This window comes from Nocardia wallacei, assembly GCF_014466955.1.
Lineage (GTDB): Bacteria > Actinomycetota > Actinomycetes > Mycobacteriales > Mycobacteriaceae > Nocardia > Nocardia wallacei.
On record NZ_AP023396.1, the window covers coordinates 3,833,754 to 3,856,367 of the forward strand.

Consider the following 22,614-nt stretch of genomic DNA (forward strand, 5'->3'; position numbering starts at 1 on the left):
ACACCCCGGGCGCGCAGCTCACCGCGTCAGCCGCCCGGCCCACTCCGCAAGGCTTGCCCGGCCTCGCGTGACCACAAACCTGTCGACAACGTGCCACCGGCCCCGGCGGGCCACCGAGTCGGCAGCCCGTGCAATGGTGCGGCGACCGCACCGACCGCGTGATCGCTACTGCCCCACGCGTTCCCAGCCGCGCGGCGGGCGGTGCGTGCCCAATGCCTCGTCGCGGCTGCGATACACGATGTACGGCCTGGTCAGGTAGGCCACCGGGGCCGACCACACGTGCACCAGACGACTGAACGGCCAGAACGCGAACAGCGCACACGCCGCCAGGGCGTGCAACTGGAATCCCAACGGCGCGCCTGCCATGAGCTCGGGTTCGGGCCGGAAGTAGAAGATCGACCGGAACCAGGGCGACACGTCCTGCCGGTAATCGTGCACCTGTCCGCTGAGTGTGTAGTACAGCGTGGTGCCCAACCCGAGCGCGAGGCCGAGTGCGAGCAGCAGGTACATCACCTTGTCGTTGCGGGTGGTGGCCGAGAACACCGGACCGACCGTGCGCCGCCGGTAGATCAGGATCGCCAGACCCAGCACGGTCGCCACGCCCGCGACGGTCCCCAGCGTGAACGATATCGCGTGATATGCGCTCTCGCTCACACCGATCGCCTCGGTCCACGACTCCGGAAGCACCAGTCCCAGTACGTGTCCCAGCACGACAAGCACGATCCCGTAGTGGAACAGCGGGCTGCCCAGCCGCAACAGCCGGTTCTCGTACAGCTGCGACGAGCGGGTGGTCCAGCCGAACTTGTCGTACCGATACCGCCACACGTGCCCGACCAGACAGACACCCAGCGCCGCGTACGGGACGGCGACCCACAGCAGAATATCCGTGGCCGTCATCGTCGTCCTCCGATCGGCGCGGGCATGTACGACGGCGGCGCGAACGGCTCGAGCCCGACCTCCTCCCCCGGCGGCCCCTCGGCGATCAGGCGGGCGAGGACATCGCGGTCGCGGCCGGGCAGCGAAGGCAGCGTGGCGGCGACGGATTCGAGCACGCCCGCCCACGGCGACCCGGCCTCGCGCAGGCCGAGCCGCATCAGCTCCACAGCGACCCGGTACTCGGTCAGCAGCTCGAGCCCCACTTCGGGGTGCGCGGCGGCGAACTCCAGCACGACGGCGAGGTGGTCGGGCAGTTCGGTGTCGTCGAGGACGAGGCCCGACGCCCGGTACGCCTGTTTGAACCGCAGCAGCGCCAGCCCGCGCTTGCGGGTGTCGCCGTACAGGAAGTAGGTCAGGTAGGGGCTGAATCGTTTGCGGTGGTCGAAGGTGTCGACGTATTCGGTTGCCAGCGTGAGGGGTGCGGTGCTGTCGAAGTGGTGCAGCAGCGACCGCAACGGTGCGGCGACCGCCGTCGGCAGCGCGCCGACCGCCTGCTCGATCACAGCGCGCCGCGCCGGAGGGGTCTCGTCCGGATAGCCGAGCAGCAGCGACTGCACCTGCCAGGCGGCGGCGCGCTGCGTGGTCGTGAGGTTCATTTGCGGTGCCTCCCTCCGGTTCTGGGTGGCAGCAGTCCCTCCGGTGTGCCGCGGCCGTCCCAGTTGAGCAGATTGACGCGGCCGGACTTGCCGACCGGTGCGGATTCGGTGTCGCTGGTCTGGCGATCGCGCAACATCCGGAAGTTCTCCACCGCGACCGGTGTCGTGCCGCCGGAACTCTCGCCGAACGGCCCCCACCCGTCCATGCCCGGTCCGCCGTCGTAGTCCAGGCTGCAGCCGGTGGCCGACTCCTCCAGTCCGCGGGCCTGTTCGGCGTGCGCGGCCGGGATCACATAGCGCTCATCGTATTTGGCGAGGGCCAGCAGGCGGTACATGTCGTAGAGCTGTTCGGCACTCATGCCCACCCGCTCGGCGATCTCCGGGCGGGTCTCGCGGCCGAGGTTGATGTCGCGCAGGTAGCTACGCATGGCGGCGAGTCTGCGCAGCACCGCCTCGACCGGGGCGATGTCCCCGGCGGTGAACAGTTCCGCCAGATATTCGACCGGGATCCGCAGCGCCTCGATGGCGGCGAACAGATTGTCGTGCTGCTCCGCGTCGTGCCCGGTCTCGCGCAGCACATCGACCACCGGTGACAGCGGCGGGATGTACCAGACCATCGGCACCGTGCGGTATTCCGGATGCAGCGGCAGGGCCACCCGGTAGGTGTTGATCAGCGCGTACACCGGCGAACGCTGCGCGGCCTGGATCCAGTCACGCGGAATGCCCGCCCGCTCGCACGCGGCGATCACCTCGGGGTCGTTCGGGTCGAGGAAGGCGTCGCGCTGCGCCGGGTACAGGTCGTGCTCGTCGGGCGTGCTCGCGATGTCGAGCACCTTGTCGGCGTCGTAGAGCATGAGCCCGATGTAGCGCAGGCGTCCCACGCAGGTCTCCGCGCACACCGTCGGCAACCCGACCTCCGTGCGTGGAAAGCAGAACGTGCACTTCTCCGCCTTGCCGGTGCGGTGGTTGAAGTACACCTTCTTGTACGGGCAGCCGGACACGCACATCCGCCAGCCCCGGCACCGGTCCTGATCCACCAGCACGATGCCGTCCTCGCTGCGCTTGTAGATCGCACCGGACGGGCACGACGCCACGCAGGAGGGATTGAGGCAGTGCTCGCAGATCCGCGGCAGGTAGAACATGAAGGTCTGCTCGAACTCCAAGCGCACCTTGTCGCCGAGCTCGGCCAGCAGCGGGTCGCGGCGCGCGAGTTCCGGTGCGCCGCCGAGGTTGTCGTCCCAGTTGGCCGACCAGGTGACCTTCGTGTCCTGCCCGGTGAGCAGCGACTTGGGCCGCGCCACCGGGGTGTGGCGCTGCACGGGCGCGGAGGTGAGGGTGTCGTAGTCGTAGGTCCACGGCTCGTAGTAGTCGGCGAGTTCGGGCAGGATCGGGTTGTCGAAGATGGTGAGCAGCTTGCGCAACCGCCCGCCGCCGCGCAGCCGCAGCCGCCCGCGCCGATCCAGCGTCCAGCCGCCGCGCCAGCGCCGCTGATCTTCGTAGGTGCGCGGATACCCTTGTCCCGGACGAGTTTCCACGTTGTTGAACCAGACGTATTCGACGCCGGCGCGGTTGGTCCAGGTCTGCTTGCAGGTCACCGAGCAGGTGTGGCAGCCGATGCATTTGTCGAGGTTCATCACCATCGCCAGCTGCGCCATGGGTTTCATCGCACGCACCTCCTGGTCTGCCGGTTCGAGACGGTGGCGGGCATCAATACCGCACCTGCTGGTCGCGGCGGCGGATGACGGTGATCTCGTCGCGCTGATTGCCGGTGGGGCCGAGATAGTTGAAGGCGTAGGACAATTGGGCGTAGCCGCCGATGAGGTGGGTGGGTTTGATCAGCAGCCGGGTCAGCGAGTTGTGGATGCCGCCGCGCTGCCCGGAGGTCTCCGCGATCGGCACGTCCACCACTCGATCCTGGGCGTGGTGCATGTACACGGTGCCCTCGGGCATCCGGTGTGATACGACCGCCCGCGCCACCACCACCCCGTTGCGGTTCACCGCCTCGATCCAATCATTGTCCGCGACACCGATTTTCGCTGCGTCGCGATCGGACATCCAGATGGTGGGGCCGCCGCGGGACAAGCTCAACATGAGCAAGTTGTCCTGGTACTCGGAGTGGATCGACCACTTCGAGTGCGGGGTCAGGTAGCGCAGGGCCAGCCCGTGCGGTCCGGTCGCGCCGGGCGTGGGCTCGGCGAACAGCGCGGTCATGTTCAGCGGCGGGCGGAACACCGGGAGCTGCTCCCCCAGCTCGGCCATCCAGTCGTGATCGAGGTAGAAGTGCTGGCGTCCGGTCAGGGTGTGCCAGGGCTTGTGCCGCTCCACGTTGAGCGTGAACGGCGAATAGCGGCGGCCGCCGGACTCCGAGCCCGACCACTCGGGCGAGGTGAGCACCGGCACCGGCGCGGACTGGGTGTCGGCGAAGGAGATCCGGGTGCCCTCGTGCTCGGCGGCCAGGTCCGCGAGCCGGGTGCCCGTGCGCCGCTCCAAGGTTCGGAAGCCCTGCGTGGCCAGGCGGCCGTTGGTGGTGCCGGACAGGGCCAGGATCGCCTCGCAGGCGTCGATGTCGCGTACCAGGCGGGGGCGGCCGTCGGCGAGACCGCCACGCACGGCGCCGTTCTTGTCGATCAGGTATTCGACCTCGTGCCGCACATCGAAGGTGACGCCCTTGGTGGCGGCGCCCAGCGAATCCAGCAGCGGGCCCAGCGCCGCCATCTTCGTGGCCACCGCCGGGTAGTCGCGCTCCACGGCGATCAGCTTCGGCATGGTCCGGCCCGGAATCGGTTCACACTCACCGGCTTTCCAGTCCCGGACCACGCCGTGCGGGTTGGCCAGCTCGTCGGGGGTGTCGTGCTGCAGCGGCGCCGCCACCACGTCGGTGCGCTTGCCGAGATGGTCGAAGGCCAAGCGGCTGAACGCTTTCCCGATGCCCTGGAAGGCGTCCCAGTCCGTGCGGGCCTGCCAGGGCGGGGCGATCGCCGGGGAGAACGAGTGCACGAAGGGATGCATGTCGGTGGTCGACAGATCGTACTTCTCGTACCAGGTCGCCGCGGGCAGCACCACATCGGAGTACAGCGTGGTGCTGGTCATCCGGAAGTCCAGGGTCAGCAGCAGATCCAGCTTGCCGACCGGCGCCTCGTCGTGCCATCGCACCTCGCGCGGGCGGGCCTCCGGCGGCGCCTGCTCCGCGCGCAGCGACGACTGCGCGCCGAGCATATGTTTCAGGAAGTACTCGTCCCCCTTCGCCGACGAACCCAGCAGATTCGACCGCCACACGCTGAGCACGCGCGGGAAGTTCTGCGGCGCGTCGGGGTCCTCGCACGCGAATCGCAGTCGGCCGGCGGTCAATTCGGACACCACGTGGTCGGCGACCGGCACGCCCGCTGCCGCGGCGTCGTCGGCCAGGTCCAGCGGGTTGCGGTCGAAGGTCGGGTAGGACGGCATCCAGCCCAGCCGTGCCGACAGCGCGATCAGGTCGGCGGTGGTCCTGCCCGCGAGCCGTCCGCCCGCCGCGGCGCCGGCGAGGGTGTCGGCGGCGAACGGGTCGTAGCGGAACTGGTCGGTGTGCAGGTACCAGTAGGCGGTCTGGATCATCTGCCGGGGCGGGCGCGACCAGTCCAGCGCGTTCGCGACCTGTGCCCACCCGGTGACCGGGCGGCACTTCTCCTGCCCGACGTAGTGGGCCCAGCCGCCGCCGTTCACGCCCTGGCAGCCGGTGAGGGTGGTCAGCGCCAGGAAGGTGCGGTAGATGGTGTCGGAGTGGAACCAGTGGTTGGTGCCCGCGCCGAGGATGATCATCGACCGGCCACGGGATTCGGCCGCGTTAGCGGCGAATTCGCGCCCGATCCGGGCGGCGGCCGCGGCCGGGACGCCGGTGATCGTCTCCTGCCAGGCGGGTGTGCCCGGCTGCGCCGCGTCGTCGTAACCGCTCGGCCAGTCGCCGGGCAGCCCCGGGCGGTGGACGCCGTACTGGGCGAGCATCAGGTCGTAGACGGTGGTGACCAGATGGCCGCCGACGGTGCGGACCGGCACGCCACGCCGGAGTGGCTGGGCGGCGCCGTCGAGGGCGTCGAATCGCGACAGCAGCACCGCGACGGAATCCTCTCCGTAGGCGGTCAGTAGCGGATCGGCTCGTCCCAGTTCGAGATTCCAGCGCCCGACGCCCGCGTCACCGTAACGGAATCCGAGAGATCCGTTGGGTACCAGCGGTTTTCCGCTGCCGTCGAGTAGTACCGTCTTGAATTCGGCGTGTTCCTCGTCGGCGAATTCCGCGAGATCGGCTGCGGTGAGGAACTTTCCGGGCCGGTAGTCGTCGCCGTCGGCGTCGAGCCGCACCAGGAACGGCAGGTCGGTATAGTGCCGCACGTAGTCGCGGAAGTACGGTTCGGTGCGGTCGACGAAGAATTCGCGCAGGATGACGTGCCCCATCGCCAGGGCCAGCGCGCCGTCGGTGCCCGGGTGCGGGGCCAGCCATTCGTCGGCGAATTTCACATTGTCGGCGTAGTCGGGGGCGACCGCGATCACCTTCTGCCCGCGGTAGCGCGCCTCGGCCATCCAGTGCGCGTCGGGGGTGCGGGTCACCGGCACGTTGGAACCCCACATGATCAGATATCCGGCATCCCACCAGTCGCCGGACTCCGGCACGTCGGTCTGGTCGCCGAACACCTGCGGTGCGGCGACCGGCAGGTCGGCGTACCAGTCGTAGAACGACAGCATCACCCCGCCCAGCAGCGATACGAATCGCGATCCGGCCGCGAACGACACCATCGACATCGCCGGAATCGGGGAGAATCCCGCGATCCGGTCCGGCCCGTAGGTCTTGATGGTGTGCACGTGCGCCGCGGCGATCAGTTCGGTGGCCTCGTCCCAGGTGGCGCGGACCAGTCCGCCGCGCCCGCGCAGGCTCTTGTACCGCCGCGCCGCCTCGGGATCCTCGACGACGGCGGCCCACGCGTCGACCGGATTTCCCGTGCGCGCCTTGGCTTCCCGGTACATCTCCAGCAGCGCGCCGCGGATGTACGGGTAGCGCACGCGGGTCGGCGAGTAGGTGTACCACGAGAACGCCGCACCCCGCGGGCAACCGCGCGGCTCGTATTCCGGACGGTCCGGGCCGACCGACGGATAGTCGGTCTGCTGGGTCTCCCAGGTGATGATGCCGTCCTTGACATACACCTTCCAGGAACAGGATCCGGTGCAGTTGACCCCGTGCGTGGAGCGCACCACCTTGTCGTGTGCCCAGCGGTCACGGTAGAACTCGTCGGCTCGGCGCCCGCCGACCTGGTAGAGCGTCCGCTTGTCCGGTGACACCTCGGCCCGGGTGAAGAACCGGCGCGTCCCGATCAGGGCGTCGGTGAGTTCGCCGTCCAGTTGCACCATGCGCACGCCTCCCTCGAGGACTGCCGACCGGCGACGCCGCAAAGCGCGCGATCGAACACCAACCGCACGAACGGTGCGAACGTTACCCGCGCCCGGCGGGACCCAGCGGCATTTGCGCGGCGACTTTCCGGCGCACGCCGGGAATCAGCCGGTCTTCGGCTCGGTGCGCAGCAAGCCGTGAATGCCGACGGCGCGCTCCTGAGCTGCCGCCCGGTCCAGGCGTACCGCCGCCTGAATCTGGATGGCGCCCAAGGCGATCTGGCCCAGTCCGACCGGAAACGACAGCGCGGGGAGGGTTTCGATGGGCCAGATCATCAGCAGCACCCCGGCCGCCACGACGAGCACACCGTAGCGCTCGAAGCGCCCGCCGTGCGGCATGTCGTCGGTCCAGACCGCCACGACGGCCTGCACGACACCGTGCGCGACCCAGCCCATGCCGACCGCCAGCGCCAGCACCGACGGCCAGTCCCCGCTCTGCAGGCACCACGTCGCCAGCAGCAGCGCCAGCAGCGCCGTAGCGAATTCGAGCAACCGCAGTCCGCCCGCGATGCGCGCCCGGAACGCCACCGTGAGCTGCCACAGCGCCGACAGCACCAGGCAGGCCCCGAACAGCGCCCCGGCCACCGGCGCCGATTTGCCGGGCCAGACCAGAATCATCACCCCCAGCACCGACGATCCCATGCCGATCGCCAGCGCCACCGGCCACGCATCGCCGGCGAACATATCCGTACGCCCCGCGAGTCGGAGAGTGGGCATAGCACAATGATATGACTCCGCGCGGTCGGTAACCGATTATTTGCGAGATTTCCGACCAAATGCTGGTCGCGGCTATGGAGGGTCGGAACGAGGCGGGTGGATCGGGGCGAAATTCGGGGTTCTACCGGATGTGCGCGGGAGTGATCGTTCCTACCGTCTGCTCATGCGTTCGAGTCTGCTGCTGCTCGGGGTCGCGGCACTGGCCGTGGCCGGTTGTTCCGCCGACACCGCCACCGAGTCCACATCCTCCCCCGTACCCGCAGCTCGCGTCGAGGCCGTCCGTGGCGATCTGGACGAATTGATCCGTGCGGGGGCGGTCGGGGTGATCGCCACCGTGACCGACAACGGACGGTCGGTGACGCTCACCGCGGGCGCCGCGAATGCCGAGACCGGCCAACCCATTCCGGCCGAGCCGCCGCAGCACGTGCGGGTCGGCAGCATCGCGAAGTCGTTCGTCGCCGCCATCGTGCTGCAGCTGGCCGACGCCGGGCGCGTCGATCTCGACGCACCGGTCGACACCTACCTGCCCGGTGTGCTCACCGGCGACGGTATCGACGGCCGGGTCATCACCGTGCGCCAGCTCCTCCAGCACCGCAGCGGGCTGCCCGAATTGACCGAGAATCCGGAGATCGACGAGGACCTGGCAGCGCGGACCGGGCGCACCTTCACGCCCGGCGAGGAGATAGCCATCGCATTGCGGCGGTCGGCCGATTTCGTGCCCGGCAGCCGATACGAATACAGCAATACCAATTTCATCGTCGCCGCGATGGTGGTCGAGCGCGTGACCGGGCGCGCTTACACCGACGAATTGCGTGACCGGATCCTGCATCCGCTGCGGTTGACCGGAACGTATCTGCCGCCCGCCGGGGAGCTGGACCTGCGCGATCCGCATCCGCACGGCTACGCCGAGGTCGACGGCCGACGTGTCGACGCCTCGCGGATCGAACCGTCGGTGCCGTGGGCGGCGGGCGGTCTGGTGTCCACGGGCGCCGATCTGAATCGCTTCTACTCCGAACTGGCCGCCGGACGGGTGGTGCCGCCCGCCCGGCTGCGGCAGATGCTCGACGGCGGGCCCACCGGTCCCGAGGGGCCGAACTACGGGCTCGGCGTCATGTACGGCCCGCTGCCGTGCGGCGCGGAATTCGTCGGGCACTTCGGCGGGATCCACGGCTTCCTGGCGATCTCGGGAGCGACGCGGGAGGGCCGCGCGCTCACGGTGTCGATCACCGGTGGTCTGCCCGAGGAGAGGATCGATCCGAACCGCCTGCTGGCGCACGGCCTGTGCCGATGACCGCCGGGGCGGGTTACCGTGGTGGACACAGCGTTTCGAGCGCTGTGCCGCACCGCTGCGGCATGTCGGAAGGACTGCCTCGTGACCAGCACGTACCCGCCGGGCCCTCGGCTTCCCAGGGCGATTCAGACCGTGCTGTACACCCGGCGGCGCGGCGCGTACGTGTCGGCTCTGGCCCGCCGCTACGGCGACGTCTTCACGGTGCGGATGGTGCCGCCCTACGCCGAGCGGCTGGTAGTGTTCTCGCGGCCGGAGCACATCCGGGAGATCTTCGCGGGTGATCCGGCGGATCTGCATGCGGGCGAGGGCAATCGGGTGCTCGGCGCGATCATGGGCGAACACTCGCTGCTGCTGACCGACGAGGCCGAGCACGCTCGCGCGCGGCGGCTGCTGATGCCCGCCTTCACCGGGTCGGCGCTGCGCGGCTACCGGTCCCTCGTGGAAGCCATCACCAAAGCCCAGGTCGACAGCTGGTCCACCGGGACGCCGCTGCCCACCCTGGACCGGATGAACCAGCTCACCCTCGAGGTGATCATGCAGGTGGTGTTCGGGATGACCGATAAGCACCGGCGCGACGAACTGGCACCGCTGCTGCGCCACATCATCGACATCAACCCGATCGTGTTCTTCGGCTGGAAATATCCGCGGCTGCAGCGCTTCGGGCCGTGGAAACGCTTCCGCGACAACCAGAACGCCATCGACGAACTGCTCTACGCCGAGATCACCCGCCGCCGCGGGCATCCCGATCTGGACCAGCGGGCGGATGTGCTGTCCCGGCTGCTCGCGGTCGGTTCCGGTGCCGACCCGGCCGACGCCGCACTCACCGACGCCGAGCTGCGTGACCAGCTCATCACCCTGCTGCTGGCCGGGCACGAGACGACCGCCTCGGCGCTGTCGTGGGCATTTCACGAACTCGCCGCCGACCCGGTGGCACAGGACCTGGCGCGCCGGGCGGCCGCCGAGGGCGACGACAAGTACCTGGAAGCGGTGCTGAAGGAGGCGATGCGGCTGCGCCCGGTCATCGGCGGCGCGGTGCGGCGACTCACCCGCGACGTGACCATCGCCGGGCTGGACCTGCCGCGCGGTACCGTCGTGTCCACCTCCATCGTGCTGGCGCATCAACGGCCCGACAACTATCCCGACGCCGCCCGCTTCCGCCCCGGCCGCTTCCTCGACGGCAGCGTCGCCGCCCACACCTGGCTCCCGTTCGGCGGCGGTGTGCGCCGCTGCATCGGCGCCGGCTTCTCCCTCATGGAAGGCACCGTCGTGCTGCGCGAGGTGCTGTCGCGCTACACCCTCGCCCTGCCGCCCGGCGCCACTACCGAGCGCGGCCGAATCCGCAATATCACCAACGTCCCGGCCGGCGGCGCCCCGGTCGTGCTGACCGCGGTCGACGGTCGGCAGAGCGCGCCCGCTAGGTGACCATCGGTTCAGTGCAAATACGAGGCGCCGTTCACGTCCAGCACGGCGCCGGAACTCCAGGCCGCCTCGGGCGAGGCGAGGTAGCGGACGGCCGCTGCGATCTCGCCCGGCTCGGCGACCCGGCCGAACGGGCTCTGCGCCCGCACCTGGTCGGTGACGCGGTGGGCGACTCGCTCGGTCGCGACGAATCCCGGCGCGACCGATGCCACCGCGATGCCGTGCGGTGCCAGCGAGACGGCAAGCGACTGGCCGAGGGCCTGCACCGCCGCCTTGGTCGCACCGTATGCGGGATGGTCCGGCTCGCCCCGGAACGCACCGCGCGAACCGACGTTCACGATGCGTCCCGCTACCCCCCGCTCGATCATGTGGCGGGCCACGCCGTAGGACACGTGCGCGGTGCCCAGGAGGTTGACGTCCACCGTCTGGCGCCAGATTCGTTGCCAGTCTTCGAAATTCGTCGTCGGCAGCGGATGCGGGAGGTTGATCGCGGCGTTGTTCACCAGCACGTGCACGGTCCCCAGCGCGGCCACGACGGTGTCGACGAGGGCCTGTGCTCCGGCCGGTGTCCCGATGTCACCACCGACGACCACATGGCCGTCGCCCGGCAGACTCGCCCGCGTCCGCTCGGCTTCGTCCCGGCGCGACGAATAGTGCACCGCGACTCGGTCACCACCCTCGGCGAAGGCCGTAGCGATCGCCCGCCCGATTCCCCGAGAAGCTCCTGTCACCAGAATTCCACGCCGCAACACCATGGTCCGAGCCTCGCACACCGCCGTTCGCGCCTCTCAGGCGTCCGGCTCCGCTGTCGGTGCGGTACGCCGTAACGTTGTGTGCTGTGGCTCGGTCGGGATATGCGTTGTTGTTCACGTTGTGCGCCTTTGCCTCCGCTGCCGTTCCCGCGCACGCCGATCCGGAGGCGCCGGGGGTGCGATTGCTCGGTGAGCAGGTGGTACCGCACAGGCTGGAGTTCAGGGGAACCACGGTGGGTGGGTTGTCGGGTATCGACTACTCCGCACGGTCCGGGGAGTATGTGCTGATCAGCGATGACCGGTCGGCGAGGAATCCGGCACGGTTCTACACGGCGCGAATTCCGGTGGACGGCAACGGCGTGGGCCCGGTCGAGTTCACCGCCACTCGTCCGCTCCGGATGCCCGACGGTGGCATGTACCCGATGGGCGATGTCGATCCCGAGGACATCCGGGTCGATCCCTGGACCGGTGACTACGTGTGGAGTCAAGAGGGTGAGCGCGCCGGTACCGTGCTCACCGACCCTTCGATCCGGGTCGCCCACCCCGACGGCGGCTTCGCCGCGGAGCTGCCGATTCCGGACAGCGAACGCATGCGGCCGGATTCGGGCCCGCGAACCAACGCCGTGCTCGAGGGCCTCACCTTCGCGGCGGGCGGTGCGCTGATCGTGAGTTCGGTGGAGGGTCCGCTGCTGCAGGACGGTCCGAACCCAACGGCGACCTCCGGCGGGCTCACTCGGATCACGGTGCAGGCGCGCACCGGTCCGCTGCTCGCGCAGTACGCCTACCCCTTGGACCCGGTCTTCGCCGAGGGGCGCGGCACCAACGGCATCGCCGCGATCCTCGCCGCCGACCCGGTCGAGCCGACGAAATACCTTGTGCTGGAACGCTCCTACGTCGAGGGTGTCGGCAACAGGATCCGCATCTACGACACGGACTTCGCCGGGGCCACCAATGTTCTCGACGCGCCGCTGGAGCAGGCCCGCCCCGTCGGCAAGCGGCTGCTCGTCGATCTCGCCGAATTCGGGCTCACCGAGATCGACAATATCGAGGGCATGACGTGGGGACCGCGGCTTCCCTCCGGCGAGCGCACGCTGGTCCTGGTCAGCGACGACAACTTCTCCGGCGACCAGATCACGCAAGTTGTCGCGCTCGCCGTGCGCTGACAGCGAGCGGCATCAGGCGAAGGCGAGTACGGCGAGACCGAGCAACGCACCCCCGAAGACGACGGTGTTGCGCACGGTCTGCAAGGTCCAGGTCCATCGGGGGAAGCCGGATTCGGCGATCCGGAGCAGGGCGGGGACGTCGACGCGGGCCAGTTCCGGGTCGTTCTTCCTGCCGAAGGCCGCCCGCACCGACCGTACCGCCGTCAGGTTGCTGTAGACGATGACGCAGTTGCCGAGGAACAACAGGGCCAGGACGGCCCAGTTGACCGGGCGCATCCAGCCGAAGCCCGCGAGCGTGAGGCCCGCTGTGAGCACGAGCAGGACGGCGATGCCGCCGGGCGCCCACCACTCGTGGCCGCTGGCGTCGAAGCGCAGGCCGTTCTCGCGCAGCGCGGTGGTGCGGACGCCTTGCCGGGCGAGTTCCTGCTCGGCCTGAGCCATCGCGGCAGTGCCGTAGCAATTGCGCACGATCGGCATGCTCACGAAAGCGGCGGCGGCGATGACCTCGACGGCGGCGATCACGGTGTTCATATCGGTTCTCCTGCTTCTCGAGCCGCCGTCCCGGCAACCCTCTTGAACTTTGTGCAAGAGGAACGTACCGCATCACTTGAACTAAGTGCAAGTCATCTTGAACTTTGTGAAACGCCTTGATCGACCCCTATGGTGAGACCATGGCGCGCGACAGCCTCACCCGCGAACAGATCGTCCGGACCACCATCGAACTCCTCGACGAGGAGGGGCTGGACGGGCTCAATATGCGCAGCCTCGGCAAACGCCTCGACGCGGCGGCGACCGCGATGTACTGGCACGTCCAGAACAAGGACAATCTGGTCCGATTGGCGACCGACGAGGTCTGGGGCGAGATCGACCTGCCCGATCCGAGCGACGTGGATTGGCGCACCGCCGCCGAGACCACCGCCACCGGCATGTACGCGATGATCACCCGGCACCCGTGGGTCGTGCAGGCGCAGGCGGGGTATCTGCTGTACGGCCCCAACATTTCTCGTCATCACGAGCATGTGCTCGGCGTTTACGAGAAAGCCGGTTTCGACGAGGCGGAGGCCGATCGGGCCGCCGCCGCGGTGTTCATGTTCGTGCTCGGCAATGCCGTCGGCGCGTCCGCCGATATCGCCGTCAAGCGACGGCTCGCCCACAGCGGTGACGACGCGGAAGTTCGACTCGCCGCGGCGATGTCGGAGGCGACCGACATCGCCGCGCGACACCCGCGCCTGCGCAGCCGTATCGAACGCGCCGCGGCCACCGAGCACAACGCCGCCCCGGCGGCCAGCTTCGAATTCGGGCTCGCCGCACTACTGGACGGGCTGCGGGAGCGGGTCGAGAATCGTACCGCGACGGCCTAGGTCTGTGATGCTGTCCGGTCCGGGCTGGTGGACTGCTGGACCATCGCGGCCGGACCCCTGAACGGCGTCACCTTGACCGCGCGCCCGCCTGCCGGTCAGTCTCCGGCGATGAGGGCGCGGAGGTTCGGGAGGGTGCCGATCCGCTGGGAGGCGGGGCGGTTCGGTGCGTCGGTCTGGGGTGAGCCGGTGTCGCGGAGCTCGGTGCGGATTTGGGCGGGGGTGAGCCGGGTGCCGGTCGCCGCGGCCGCGCCCTGCCGGCTCGCGACGGCTCCGACCACGATCGGGGCGGCACTGGAGGTGCCGCTGAAAACGTCTGTGTACCAGTAGTCTTCGTTGCCGCCGCCCTGCAGGTCGCCATAACCCGTGGTGGTCACCTCGCGGCCCCAGCCCTGCACGTCGAACCGGGCGCCGAAGTTCGAGAAGGGCAGGCGCGATCGTCCGGGGCCGTGGTCGCGGCCGTGCGTGCCCGGCGGCGGCGCGCCCGCGCCGACCAGCACCGCCCCGGAATCCGCGGCGCCACCCCGGAACGGGTTGCGCCACGATTGCGGGAAGTCCGCCGGGCACGTGTCGTACACAGGGTCGTCCAGGTCCTCGCCGCCGTTGCCGCCGGCCTCCACCACGACCACACCCCGGTCCACCGCGTAGCGGATCGCCGCGTGGTCGTCGGGCCACCATTCGATGGCGATGTAGCCGCGCTGATCCGGGCGGCCGGCATAGTCGAAACGTGGTCCGGGACGGTGCAATTCGAGCAGGATGATGTCGCCCGCGGTGAGCGCGTCCGCGGCGGTCCGGATCGCCGACGCCGAGCCCGGGCCGAAGAAGGACACGGCCCGGATCGAGGCCTCGGGCGCGATCCCGGTGATGCCGAACGCGTTGACGTCCCCGCTGATCACGCCCGCCACCGCGGTGCCGTGGTCGCGCCAGCCCAGATCCGTCGACGGGACGCCGCCGATCACGCCGCCCTGATTCTCGCGCAGATCTTCATGGGTGAACCGCCACGCACCCTCCACGTCCACCACGCGCACACCCGTGCCGCGACCGCCCGGCCGCGTCCAGGCCCAGCGCGCGTCGATACCGTTCGGCGCGGCATCGAGGTAGCCCTGCCGGACGGTGAATTCGGGTGTCACCGGCGGAGCGTCGGATTGCGCGCGCACCACCGAGACTCGGGCATCGACCGGGGGTTCGGCCGGTGGTTTCACGTAGGCGGCCGCCACCGCGTCGTCGGCGCGCAAGCGTTCGGCCAGTGTTCTCAGGTCCGCGGTCGGTACCTGGTCGGCGCCGTGGACGGCGAAGTAGTTCAGGAACTGAGCGCCGGTCGGCTCCGCCGGTGTTCCGTACAGGCTGTACTGCAGGCGGTCACCGGCACCGAAGATCCGGACGAGTGCCAGATCGTCGGGAAGCAGTGCGGCCAAGCGGTCTTCGGCCGAGCGGGTGGCGTCCAAGGAGACGTAATCGATGGGCGCGGCGGTGCCGTGGGTGACCACGATCAGCTCGTGCGGCGAGCGCAGGTCACCGGTCGACGCCGATCGCTCCGAACTGCTGTTCCGGTGTGCCGATGTCATGATGACAGTCAACCTGCTCGCGTCGGACCGTGCAGCCCGAATGCGGGCGATCGGCGTCGAACGGCTCCTCCACGCCTACCTGGCATGCGACGTAATCGACCGCGCCGTCAGGGTTTTCGCCACGCCCACGCGAGAGCGGCCCCCGCGGTATAACCGCAGCACAGCCCTTACCCGAGCATCGCCGCACTCTACGTCGTGGCAACCGGCCGCGCAGTCACCTTGGTCGAGTTGCTGAAGTCGACGGTGCTTCGAGGGTCAACGGCAGCGCGGAAGTGCGGGTCGCAGATACCGCCCGGTCCTGAACGCGCCCGAGCTGATAGGTCGGTACGCGGGCACGAGTTCGCGGTACTGCCCGGCCGGTGACGAGCGCGGGTGCCTTGCGGCCGCCTGGCCCTGGCGGACTGAGCTTCCACAGTTGCTGATCAAGTCCCAGGGACTGGACTGGTCGGCGCTGACCCGCAGTTGTGGGAGCGCCTTTCGCGCCTGCCGCACAGGATGTCGAGCTGGACCTCACCGGTCAGACCTGGGCGGCTCCGGCGGAGGGCATACGCTACGCGCCGTGACCGACACAAGGATGTCCTTTCGCGAGCAGCTGCTGCACCCCGATCCGGAGGTCAGGCACCGCGCTCTGCGCCCGCTGTACCACGCCGGCGACGAAGGTCACCAGCAGTGTCGAGAGCGGCTTGCGGCGGTGCTGGACCTCCTCAACGAAAAGGCCGGCGAATACCTCCACGAGTACCGGCGCGTGATCTCCCGGGTCGCCCCCGACGATTTCTCGCTCGTCATCGATGCACTCGCGCGCACCGACAACCCGCGGCTCGCCGAGTCACTCGGCGTCACAGTACACAATGGGTACGACCTGCGACCCCGCACGGCGGTGCTCGTCAGCATGGTGGCAAGCGGTTGGGCGAGTCAGGCCATCCACCAGCTGCTTTCGGGAGGACCAGAGACCCGTGACGCGACACTCGACAAAGCCCTCCTGCGTCGCCGCGCGCAGGATCTCGATGCCGCTGAGCCGCTCGAACCCGCCTTCGTCGACGAGTGCTCCTGGTACGCAGTTCCGAGCTGCGACCAGGCCGCAGTGCTCGATGCTTTTCAGCTCACCGTCGCGGCGCCGGTCGGCTTCCGCGAGGCCGCCGGGCTCTTTGATGCACAAGGCGCCCCGCCACCCGACAATGCGGTCGTCGTCACTCCGGCGTTCGACGGCTGGACCCTGCTGGTGTACAAGGGAGCCCTGGACGCGGACCTCGAAGCGCTCAGCGCCCGCTTCGGTGCGGCACACTCCTATGGCCACGGGTACCAGAGCGGCTGCGGCGACTGGTCGGACTGGACCGTCGCGGAGCAGGGCAAGGTACTGCAATCGTGCTTCTACGATCTGTACGGCAACAGCTCCATGGGTCCGGCGAGCCGCGACGAGATGCTTGCGTGGATCAACGAGCGGCGGCGACCGGCGACTCCACGACTCCTAGCCGCAGATGATCCCGCCTTCGACGGCTACAACGGCTGGGAATTCGACGCGGAATCCGTCGCACACGGCCTGTCGGTCTCGCTGCACCGGCTCGGCTCCCACACCACAGTAAAGGGAACCTCGTTGCTCTCGAGGCCGATCGAGCCATGACGACCACTTCAGCTATCGGCCGCCCGATCATCGGCAGAGCTGGACCACGCGCGTAGCGCTCATGGACCTGGTGCCACGGTTCCTACGGTCACCGGGATTTTACAAGCGTTTGATATCCGGCTCCCGGCGGCCGGACGACAGCAGTTCGTCCAGTTGCCGTTCGGCGCGTTCGGCGCGGGCGAGAGTTTGGGCGCGGGCGTCGTCGAGGGCGGCGAGGCGTGCCGCGGTCTCCGTGCGGGCCTTCTCCAGCGCTGCCGCGTGCTCGGACCGTAGTGCCGCGGTCTGCTCCGCCGCGGTGCGGCGGGTGTCGGCGAGTTCGGCTCGCACGGAAGTGAGTTCGTCGCGCACGCGGTTCAGTTCGTCGCGGGTCTCGCGCAGCGCCTGATTGCGTTCGCCGACCGCCGCCTCCGCGCGCTCGATGGCGCGTTCGGCGTCGGCCGCGCGTTGCACCGCCAGGTCTCGCTCGGCCGCTGCGGCGGTGACCTGCTGGGCCGCTTCGCGTTTGGCCCGTTCGATATCGGCGGTCGCCTTGCGGCGGGTCAGTGCGATCTCCTCGTTCGCCTGTTCGCGGGCGCGTTCGATGTCGGCGGCGGCTTCGCGGCGGGCGGTCCGCACCTCGGCCTCGGCCTCGGTGCGCGCGGCGAACACGTCGTCGGACGCCTGTGTGGTGACTCGGCCGACCTCGGCCAGCGCGTCGTCGCGGGCGGCCAGTGCCTCGGCGATGCGAGCCTCCGCTTGTTCGGCGGCGGAGGCGGCGTCCTCGGCGGCGGATTCCGCCGCGGCTCTGGCCTCTTCGGCCTCGCGGCGCGCCTGTTCGGCCGCGACGGTCGCCATCTCGGCCTCGGCGATGCGGCGGGCCGCATCCGCCTGCACGGCCTGGACCTGGGCTTCTGCGACGGAGGGGTCGGCGAGGGTGGACAGTTCGGCAACCGCGGCGTTGAGTGTGCCGTTCAGCTGGTCGGCCAGTGCGCGGAACTGACCGAGCAGTTCGTCGGCGCGCAGTCGTGCCGTGGTGACCGGGCCCTGTTGCGTCACAGTGACGTTCGCCGCCGGCGCCTCGGCCTCCTGCTGGAGCCGTTGACGTTCCCGCCATGCCCGCCATCGGGTGTGCTCAGGGTGATCGCAGTATTCCGATGGCCTGCCGGGGCCGCCGTTGCGGGTGATGGATCGGGAGCACCCCGGATAGCTGCATACGTTCGACACCGGCAAATCGTAGCGTTTGTTTCGTTGGATTCGACGTATCGACACGAAACGAAAACTGTTGGAGCGGAATCGGGTCCGCCTCGCCGTAACCTCCGATAAGTGAACCTTATCGGGGGTTATAGCGCGACAGGTTCTCTCGCGACATCGCTTGAATTCCGTTTACGTTTGGTTCCTCCCAACGCAACGTAACTGCGACGGAAGGCCTCGAAAACTGTGCCCGGTAGCACCTGCGTACCAATCGGGGTGCCGATAAGGATCGTGTCACCGCCCCGCAAACCGCCTGTGGCAGTGCCTGTCTCGGTGCAGCTTGGGGCGTCTGTGGCGCGTGAGCTGAACCCCCGACGAGTCTTCAGCCGGTGAACGACTCGGGGCCGAAGCGGCCCCAGGCCACGAAGGCGGCCGCAGCGAGGTAGACGAAGTTCAACACGACGTATTTGTACTGGCCGTAGCGAGCGTGGGTGATCATCGCGCCCACCATCAACAGGATCCAGCACACGGCGGTCACCGGCACCATCACCGGTGCGATGTCGAGCATGGCGGGCAGGGTCAGACCGGCCGCGGCCAGGATCTCGAGGCCGCCAAGGGTTCTGACGAATCCGGCACCGGCGTGCTCAGTCCATCCCCCACCGGACTTTCTGCCCAGTTCGTCCAGCTTGTCCTTGGGCATGAACGCCTTGGTGGCGCCGCCGAACAGGGAGAGGACCGCAAGCAGCGCGGCAACGATCCAGAGGGCGAAGTTCATGAGCTTCCTCGAGGTTCTAAGCGGTCCGGGCGGACCCGGTGTGGCTGATGCCCGGTTGTCGACATCCCTGTCGGCTTCCAGATGGTGTAACTGGTCGGGCATCAGACACCGCCGGACCTGGGCGTGTGACACCAGGTCGACGTGACGTGCGCCACCGCACGCGCCGCCCGGCGGCGGAGTCGGGCCGAACATGACCACCGGCCTTGGCGAAGCGAGGGTGTAGCGAGCTTCGACGCGCCAGACGTCTCGTCACCTGTGGAGTGACCTGCCTCACCTCCTGTCACAGCGAACGGTCATGCGGTGTCTGGTGACCGAACCCGTGTGAACCGGAGGAGACAACCGATGACCGAACCAGGCAGGGCAAGTGGAGAGTCCATGAAGGCCGTGCGATACCACTCCTACGGTGGAAGTGATGTTCTGGTGTACGAGGAGGCAGACCGCCCTGTCTCGGCGGCGGGTCAGGTGGTGGTGCAGGTGGCAGGCACCTCATACAACGACGCGGACGCCGGGCTCCGCGCGGGCTTTCGACAAGACGTTGCCCCGGTGACCTTCCCGCATATTCCGAACGTCGACATGGCCGGCGTCATCACCGAGGTCGGCGATGGCGTGGCCGGCTGGAGCGTCGGGGACGCGGTGGTCGCGGTCCTGCCGGTGACCGCGCCCGGCGCGGCCGCCGAGTACGTCGCCGCGCCCGCCGAGATACTGGCTTCCGCTCCCCGCACTGTCGAGCTCGCAGACGCTGCGGCCCTCCCGCTGGTCGGGCTCACGGCTTGGCAATCATTGTTCGAACACGCCGAGCTGAAACCGGGGCAGCGTGTCCTGATCAATGGTGCGGGCAGCGCGGTGGGCGGGTACGCCGTCCAGCTCGCTGTGCAGGCCGGTGCCACTGCGACCGCGACTGCCGGCCCGCGCAGCCGTGACCGCATTCGCTCCTACGGCGCGCAGCGGATCATTGACTACACCGAAACTCCTGTCGTGCAGGCGGTGGCCGGGCAGCGGTTCGACGTGGTGCTGAACCTGGCGCCCAGCAGCCCGGAGGAGAACATGGAGTTGACGAACCTGGTCGCCAACGGTGGGGCATACGTCAGTACGACCACTCCGGTCCCGCGGGATGTCGGACGCGGGGTGCGGGCAGTGCGGCCCTTCGCGTACAGCGACGCCGCACAGCTCGCCACGCTGGTCGCTCACGTCGATGCCGGAGATCTGGAGATCGCGGTGGCCGAGCGGCTGCCATTGTCTGAACTGCCCACTGTCCATGCTCGCGCGGCCGAACGGATCGCCCATGTGGCCGAGCTGGCCGCCCGCGTCGAGGGCCGAGAGCTGGGATTCGAAGTGGCCGCCCAACTGCGGGCCGAGGCGAACACTATCGACGTTCGCGCCGCCGGTGGAGAGGTAGTCGGCAAGGTCGTCTTAACCCCCTGACCCGAGCGGCATCAGTTGTGGGATTCCACCGCTACCAACGAAGAGGACATTGCAGTGAACACGCATCGCCGCGTGAGGGCCTTCGGCGGCTATACCACTGACCCAGCGACAGAGGTATTCCTCGCCCATCGCAATCTGCTGTTCACCATCGCCTACGAAATGCTCGGATCGGCAGCCGACTCTGAAGACGTCCTGCAGGAGACATGGCTGAGGTGGAGCAGGATCGGCGTCGCACAGGTGAGTGATGAGCGCGCTTACCTGGTTCGGATCACGACCCGCCAAGCGCTCAACCGGTTGCGCACGATGAACCGCCGCAAGGAGTCCTATGTCGGCTCCTGGCTGCCCGAGCCGCTGATCACCGCTCCGGATGTCGCCGAGGATGTCGAACTCGCGGAGAGTATTTCGATGGCGCTGATGCTAGTGCTCGAGACGCTGTCACCGACCGAGCGCGCCGTATTCGTATTGCGTGAGGTCTTCGATATCAGCTATGACGAGATCGCGGCGGCGGTAGACAAGACCCCGGCGGCAGTGCGCCAGATCGCGCACCGCGCCCGCCGCCACGTCGATGCCCGGCGTTCCCGCGCGTCGGTCTCCGCGAGTCAGATCCGCGTCGTGCTGGAGTCGTTCCAGCGAGCGCTGCAAGCCGGAGATCCGCAGGGTCTGCTCGATGTCCTGGCTCCGGAAGTCGTCCTGATCGGCGATGGTGGTGGCATCAAGCAGGCCGTGCCGCAGCCGATTACCGGATCCGACAAGTTGACTCGCTTCATGCTCGGCGGAATCCGCAAGCACAATGTCACCTTCACCTCCGAACTCACCATGGTCAACGGCAGTCCGGCGCTGATCTTCCGGATCGACGGTGAGATCGACGGCATCATGGCGGTCCGGCTCGAGGACGGCCGCATCACCGGCCTCTACTTCGTTCGCAACCCGGAGAAACTGACCCGCGTCGAATCCGAGACCCCACTGAGCCTGCGCTGAATATCGGACCACTGCGGCTGACGCCAGATTCCGCAGGTTCCTAGCTTGCTAGCATGCTAGCATCGGCGGGTGGGTGACGAGGATGTGAAGCAGTTCAACGTCTATCTGCCGGTCGGGTTGATCAAGCAGGTGAAGATTCGGGCCATCGAATCGGGGATGTCGCTGTCGGCGCTGGTTGCCGCGGCGCTGCGGGACTATCTCGACGATGCCCATCAGCAATCGCAGACGGGGAAGGATTGATATGACGACCGAAGGCATCGAGGCCGTGTTCTTGGAGACGCACAACTGGGGAAAGACCGCGAGGTTCCTTCAGGGATTGGGGTTCGAGGTCGAGTTCGAGACCGACCACAACTCCGGCCAGTTTCGTAACAGTGACGGTCCGTACGTGTTCGTGGCGGAGGTGGCCCCCACCCAGGAGCCGCGGGTGCAGTTGGTGTTGAAGGCCGAAGGCACCGATCAGCGTCCGGGTAGCGATGTCGAGATTGTCACCGAATTCGAGCCGACCCATTTCGGGACTCGGGAGATGACGGTGCGCGATCCCGACGGCCGATTGTGGAGCCTGCAGGCTCCCGGGCAGGAGTGACCGCCGTGCCTGTCGAAGTCCAGCCCGACAGCACGGCCGTGCGCACCGCGCTGTGGCGCGCGATGCATCTCCGAAAGGATTCGCCGCCTTATGTTTTCGAGGACGAGATCGGGCTGCGCCTGGTCGAACCGGAGGACGGCTGGCAGGATCGGCCGGACATGGATCCGGCGCTCACCGCCCCGATGCGGGCCGGAATCCTGGCCCGAGCGCGGTTCATCGAGGATCTGGTCGCCGAACAGGCAGCACGCGGGGTCGACCAGTACGTGCTGCTCGGTGCCGGTCTGGACTCCTTCGCGCAGCGCCGTCCGGAGTCGGCCGCAGGACTCACGGTGTTCGAGGTCGATCAGCCGGGACCGCAGGCGTGGAAGCGGCGGCGGCTCGAGGAGCTCGGTTTCGGGATACCGCCATGGCTGCGGCTGGTGCCGGTGGATTTCGAGGCGCACTCCTGGTGGGATCGGCTGACCGACGCCGGCTTCGATCCGGGGCGACCGGCCGTCGTCGCCTCCACGGGCGTCAGCATGTACCTCACCCGGGAAGCGAACATCGCTACGCTCCGCGAGATTTCCCGGCTCGCGCCGGGTTCCACGCTGGCCACGACGTTCATGGTGCCGATGGAACTCATCGGCCCGGACGAGCAGCGGCTACGCGGGTTCGCCGAACAGGGCGCCCGCTCCTCCGGCACACCGTTCATCAGCTTCTTCACGCCCGAGGAGATGCTGGCCCTGGCCACGGAAGCGGGATTCCCCGCCGCCCGCCACGTCGCACCGGACGAGCTGATCGGCCGATACTTCGCCGGCCGACCCGACGGGCTGCTGCCCGCCTGGTCCGAGCAGATTCTGGTGGCGACCACCTGAAT

20 protein-coding genes are annotated in these 22,614 nt (G+C 68.6%); 10 read left to right on the top strand and 10 right to left on the bottom strand.

All coding sequences use genetic code 11. The annotated features are described in order from the left end of the window. Positions 1-165: 165 nt before the first annotated feature. The 5 genes from narI to NWFMUON74_RS17090 all read right to left on the bottom strand — a co-directional run bounded on the left by narI (position 166) and on the right by NWFMUON74_RS17090 (position 7,664). Complete coding sequence (narI, locus tag NWFMUON74_RS17070) at positions 166-897, bottom strand: respiratory nitrate reductase subunit gamma (protein WP_187688751.1); 732 nt, start codon at positions 895-897, stop codon at positions 166-168. Further along, positions 894-1,532 carry a nitrate reductase molybdenum cofactor assembly chaperone gene (gene narJ / locus NWFMUON74_RS17075; RefSeq protein WP_187688752.1) on the bottom strand — a complete coding sequence of 213 codons (639 nt, stop codon included), beginning with the start codon at positions 1,530-1,532 and terminating at the stop codon, positions 894-896. The genes narI and narJ overlap by 4 nt, the downstream gene beginning before the upstream one ends. Next, on the bottom strand, positions 1,529-3,196 hold the full coding sequence (narH, locus tag NWFMUON74_RS17080) for a nitrate reductase subunit beta (RefSeq protein ID WP_187688753.1): 1,668 nt from the start codon (positions 3,194-3,196) through the stop codon (positions 1,529-1,531). The genes narJ and narH overlap by 4 nt, the downstream gene beginning before the upstream one ends. 43 nt (positions 3,197-3,239) lie before the next feature. Then, positions 3,240-6,908 (bottom strand): nitrate reductase subunit alpha, encoded by a 3,669-nt coding sequence (locus tag NWFMUON74_RS17085; protein WP_187688754.1) that lies wholly within the window; start codon positions 6,906-6,908, stop codon positions 3,240-3,242. A 144-nt stretch (positions 6,909-7,052) separates the two neighbouring features. Beyond that, positions 7,053-7,664: a DUF308 domain-containing protein gene (locus tag NWFMUON74_RS17090; RefSeq protein WP_187688755.1), complete on the bottom strand. Its 612-nt coding sequence runs from the start codon at positions 7,662-7,664 to the stop codon at positions 7,053-7,055. A gap of 163 nt (positions 7,665-7,827) precedes the next feature. Between NWFMUON74_RS17090 and NWFMUON74_RS17095 the strand changes: the two genes are divergently transcribed. Together NWFMUON74_RS17095 and NWFMUON74_RS17100 are read left to right on the top strand one after the other, a co-directional pair. Continuing rightward, positions 7,828-8,955, top strand: a complete 1,128-nt coding sequence (locus NWFMUON74_RS17095) for a serine hydrolase domain-containing protein (RefSeq protein WP_187688756.1) — start codon at positions 7,828-7,830, stop codon at positions 8,953-8,955. 81 nt (positions 8,956-9,036) lie between these two features. Beyond that, complete coding sequence (locus NWFMUON74_RS17100; RefSeq protein ID WP_187688757.1) at positions 9,037-10,377, top strand: cytochrome P450; 1,341 nt, start codon at positions 9,037-9,039, stop codon at positions 10,375-10,377. An 8-nt stretch (positions 10,378-10,385) separates the two neighbouring features. Here the strand turns inward: NWFMUON74_RS17100 and NWFMUON74_RS17105 are convergent, their stop codons facing one another. Next, positions 10,386-11,105, bottom strand: coding sequence for an SDR family NAD(P)-dependent oxidoreductase (locus NWFMUON74_RS17105; protein ID WP_232111075.1), 720 nt, complete (start codon positions 11,103-11,105; stop codon positions 10,386-10,388). A 107-nt stretch (positions 11,106-11,212) separates the two neighbouring features. On the opposite strand from NWFMUON74_RS17105, the gene NWFMUON74_RS17110 reads away from it, so the two are divergent. Beyond that, entirely contained in the window at positions 11,213-12,289 is a 1,077-nt protein-coding gene (locus tag NWFMUON74_RS17110; RefSeq protein ID WP_232111076.1) for an esterase-like activity of phytase family protein, read from the top strand. A 12-nt stretch (positions 12,290-12,301) separates the two neighbouring features. Here NWFMUON74_RS17110 and NWFMUON74_RS17115 read toward each other — a convergent pair whose 3' ends face one another. Next, on the bottom strand, positions 12,302-12,820 hold the full coding sequence (locus NWFMUON74_RS17115) for a hypothetical protein (RefSeq protein WP_187688759.1): 519 nt from the start codon (positions 12,818-12,820) through the stop codon (positions 12,302-12,304). Between the two features lie 140 nt (positions 12,821-12,960). On the opposite strand from NWFMUON74_RS17115, the gene NWFMUON74_RS17120 reads away from it, so the two are divergent. After that, entirely contained in the window at positions 12,961-13,650 is a 690-nt protein-coding gene (locus tag NWFMUON74_RS17120; protein WP_187688760.1) for a TetR/AcrR family transcriptional regulator C-terminal domain-containing protein, read from the top strand. A gap of 95 nt (positions 13,651-13,745) precedes the next feature. On the opposite strand, the gene NWFMUON74_RS17125 is transcribed toward NWFMUON74_RS17120, so the two are convergent. Further along, on the bottom strand, positions 13,746-15,212 hold the full coding sequence (locus NWFMUON74_RS17125) for a S8 family peptidase (protein ID WP_187688761.1): 1,467 nt from the start codon (positions 15,210-15,212) through the stop codon (positions 13,746-13,748). 559 nt (positions 15,213-15,771) lie between these two features. Here NWFMUON74_RS17125 and NWFMUON74_RS17130 point away from each other — a divergent pair. Continuing rightward, positions 15,772-16,830, top strand: a complete 1,059-nt coding sequence (locus tag NWFMUON74_RS17130; protein ID WP_187688762.1) for a hypothetical protein — start codon at positions 15,772-15,774, stop codon at positions 16,828-16,830. Positions 16,831-16,929: 99 nt separating this feature from the next. Here the strand turns inward: NWFMUON74_RS17130 and NWFMUON74_RS17135 are convergent, their stop codons facing one another. Beyond that, positions 16,930-18,033 (bottom strand): coiled-coil domain-containing protein, encoded by a 1,104-nt coding sequence (locus tag NWFMUON74_RS17135; RefSeq protein ID WP_232111077.1) that lies wholly within the window; start codon positions 18,031-18,033, stop codon positions 16,930-16,932. Positions 18,034-18,382: 349 nt separating this feature from the next. Beyond that, entirely contained in the window at positions 18,383-18,775 is a 393-nt protein-coding gene (locus NWFMUON74_RS17140) for a DoxX family protein (protein ID WP_187688763.1), read from the bottom strand. 375 nt (positions 18,776-19,150) lie between these two features. Here NWFMUON74_RS17140 and NWFMUON74_RS17145 point away from each other — a divergent pair, with 375 nt between their 5' ends. From NWFMUON74_RS17145 to NWFMUON74_RS17165, 5 genes are all read left to right on the top strand, one after another. Then, positions 19,151-20,197 carry an NADP-dependent oxidoreductase gene (locus NWFMUON74_RS17145; RefSeq protein ID WP_187688764.1) on the top strand — a complete coding sequence of 349 codons (1,047 nt, stop codon included), beginning with the start codon at positions 19,151-19,153 and terminating at the stop codon, positions 20,195-20,197. A 54-nt stretch (positions 20,198-20,251) separates the two neighbouring features. Continuing rightward, a complete protein-coding gene (locus NWFMUON74_RS17150; RefSeq protein ID WP_232111078.1) occupies positions 20,252-21,175 on the top strand; it encodes an RNA polymerase sigma-70 factor in 924 nt (307 codons plus the stop codon). 69 nt (positions 21,176-21,244) lie between these two features. After that, a complete protein-coding gene (locus NWFMUON74_RS17155; RefSeq protein WP_187688765.1) occupies positions 21,245-21,415 on the top strand; it encodes a ribbon-helix-helix domain-containing protein in 171 nt (56 codons plus the stop codon). Position 21,416: 1 nt separating this feature from the next. Further along, on the top strand, positions 21,417-21,758 hold the full coding sequence (locus NWFMUON74_RS17160) for a VOC family protein (RefSeq protein WP_187688766.1): 342 nt from the start codon (positions 21,417-21,419) through the stop codon (positions 21,756-21,758). 38 nt (positions 21,759-21,796) lie between these two features. Continuing rightward, positions 21,797-22,612, top strand: a complete 816-nt coding sequence (locus NWFMUON74_RS17165) for a class I SAM-dependent methyltransferase (protein ID WP_269475357.1) — start codon at positions 21,797-21,799, stop codon at positions 22,610-22,612. The last annotated feature ends 2 nt before the right edge of the window (positions 22,613-22,614 follow it).

Bases quoted from the DNA above. Each gene is read 5' to 3' on its own strand.
- narI (WP_187688751.1), bottom strand. From the start codon at position 897: ATGACGGCCACGGATATTCTGCTGTGGGTCGCCGTCCCGTACGCGGCG.
- narJ (WP_187688752.1), bottom strand. From the start codon at position 1,532: ATGAACCTCACGACCACGCAGCGCGCCGCCGCCTGGCAGGTGCAGTCG.
- narH (WP_187688753.1), bottom strand. From the start codon at position 3,196: ATGAAACCCATGGCGCAGCTGGCGATGGTGATGAACCTCGACAAATGC.
- NWFMUON74_RS17085 (WP_187688754.1), bottom strand. From the start codon at position 6,908: ATGGTGCAACTGGACGGCGAACTCACCGACGCCCTGATCGGGACGCGC.
- NWFMUON74_RS17090 (WP_187688755.1), bottom strand. From the start codon at position 7,664: ATGCCCACTCTCCGACTCGCGGGGCGTACGGATATGTTCGCCGGCGAT.
- NWFMUON74_RS17095 (WP_187688756.1), top strand. From the start codon at position 7,828: ATGCGTTCGAGTCTGCTGCTGCTCGGGGTCGCGGCACTGGCCGTGGCC.
- NWFMUON74_RS17115 (WP_187688759.1), bottom strand. From the start codon at position 12,820: ATGAACACCGTGATCGCCGCCGTCGAGGTCATCGCCGCCGCCGCTTTC.
- NWFMUON74_RS17120 (WP_187688760.1), top strand. From the start codon at position 12,961: ATGGCGCGCGACAGCCTCACCCGCGAACAGATCGTCCGGACCACCATC.
- NWFMUON74_RS17125 (WP_187688761.1), bottom strand. From the start codon at position 15,212: ATGACATCGGCACACCGGAACAGCAGTTCGGAGCGATCGGCGTCGACC.
- NWFMUON74_RS17140 (WP_187688763.1), bottom strand. From the start codon at position 18,775: ATGAACTTCGCCCTCTGGATCGTTGCCGCGCTGCTTGCGGTCCTCTCC.
- NWFMUON74_RS17145 (WP_187688764.1), top strand. From the start codon at position 19,151: ATGAAGGCCGTGCGATACCACTCCTACGGTGGAAGTGATGTTCTGGTG.
- NWFMUON74_RS17160 (WP_187688766.1), top strand. From the start codon at position 21,417: ATGACGACCGAAGGCATCGAGGCCGTGTTCTTGGAGACGCACAACTGG.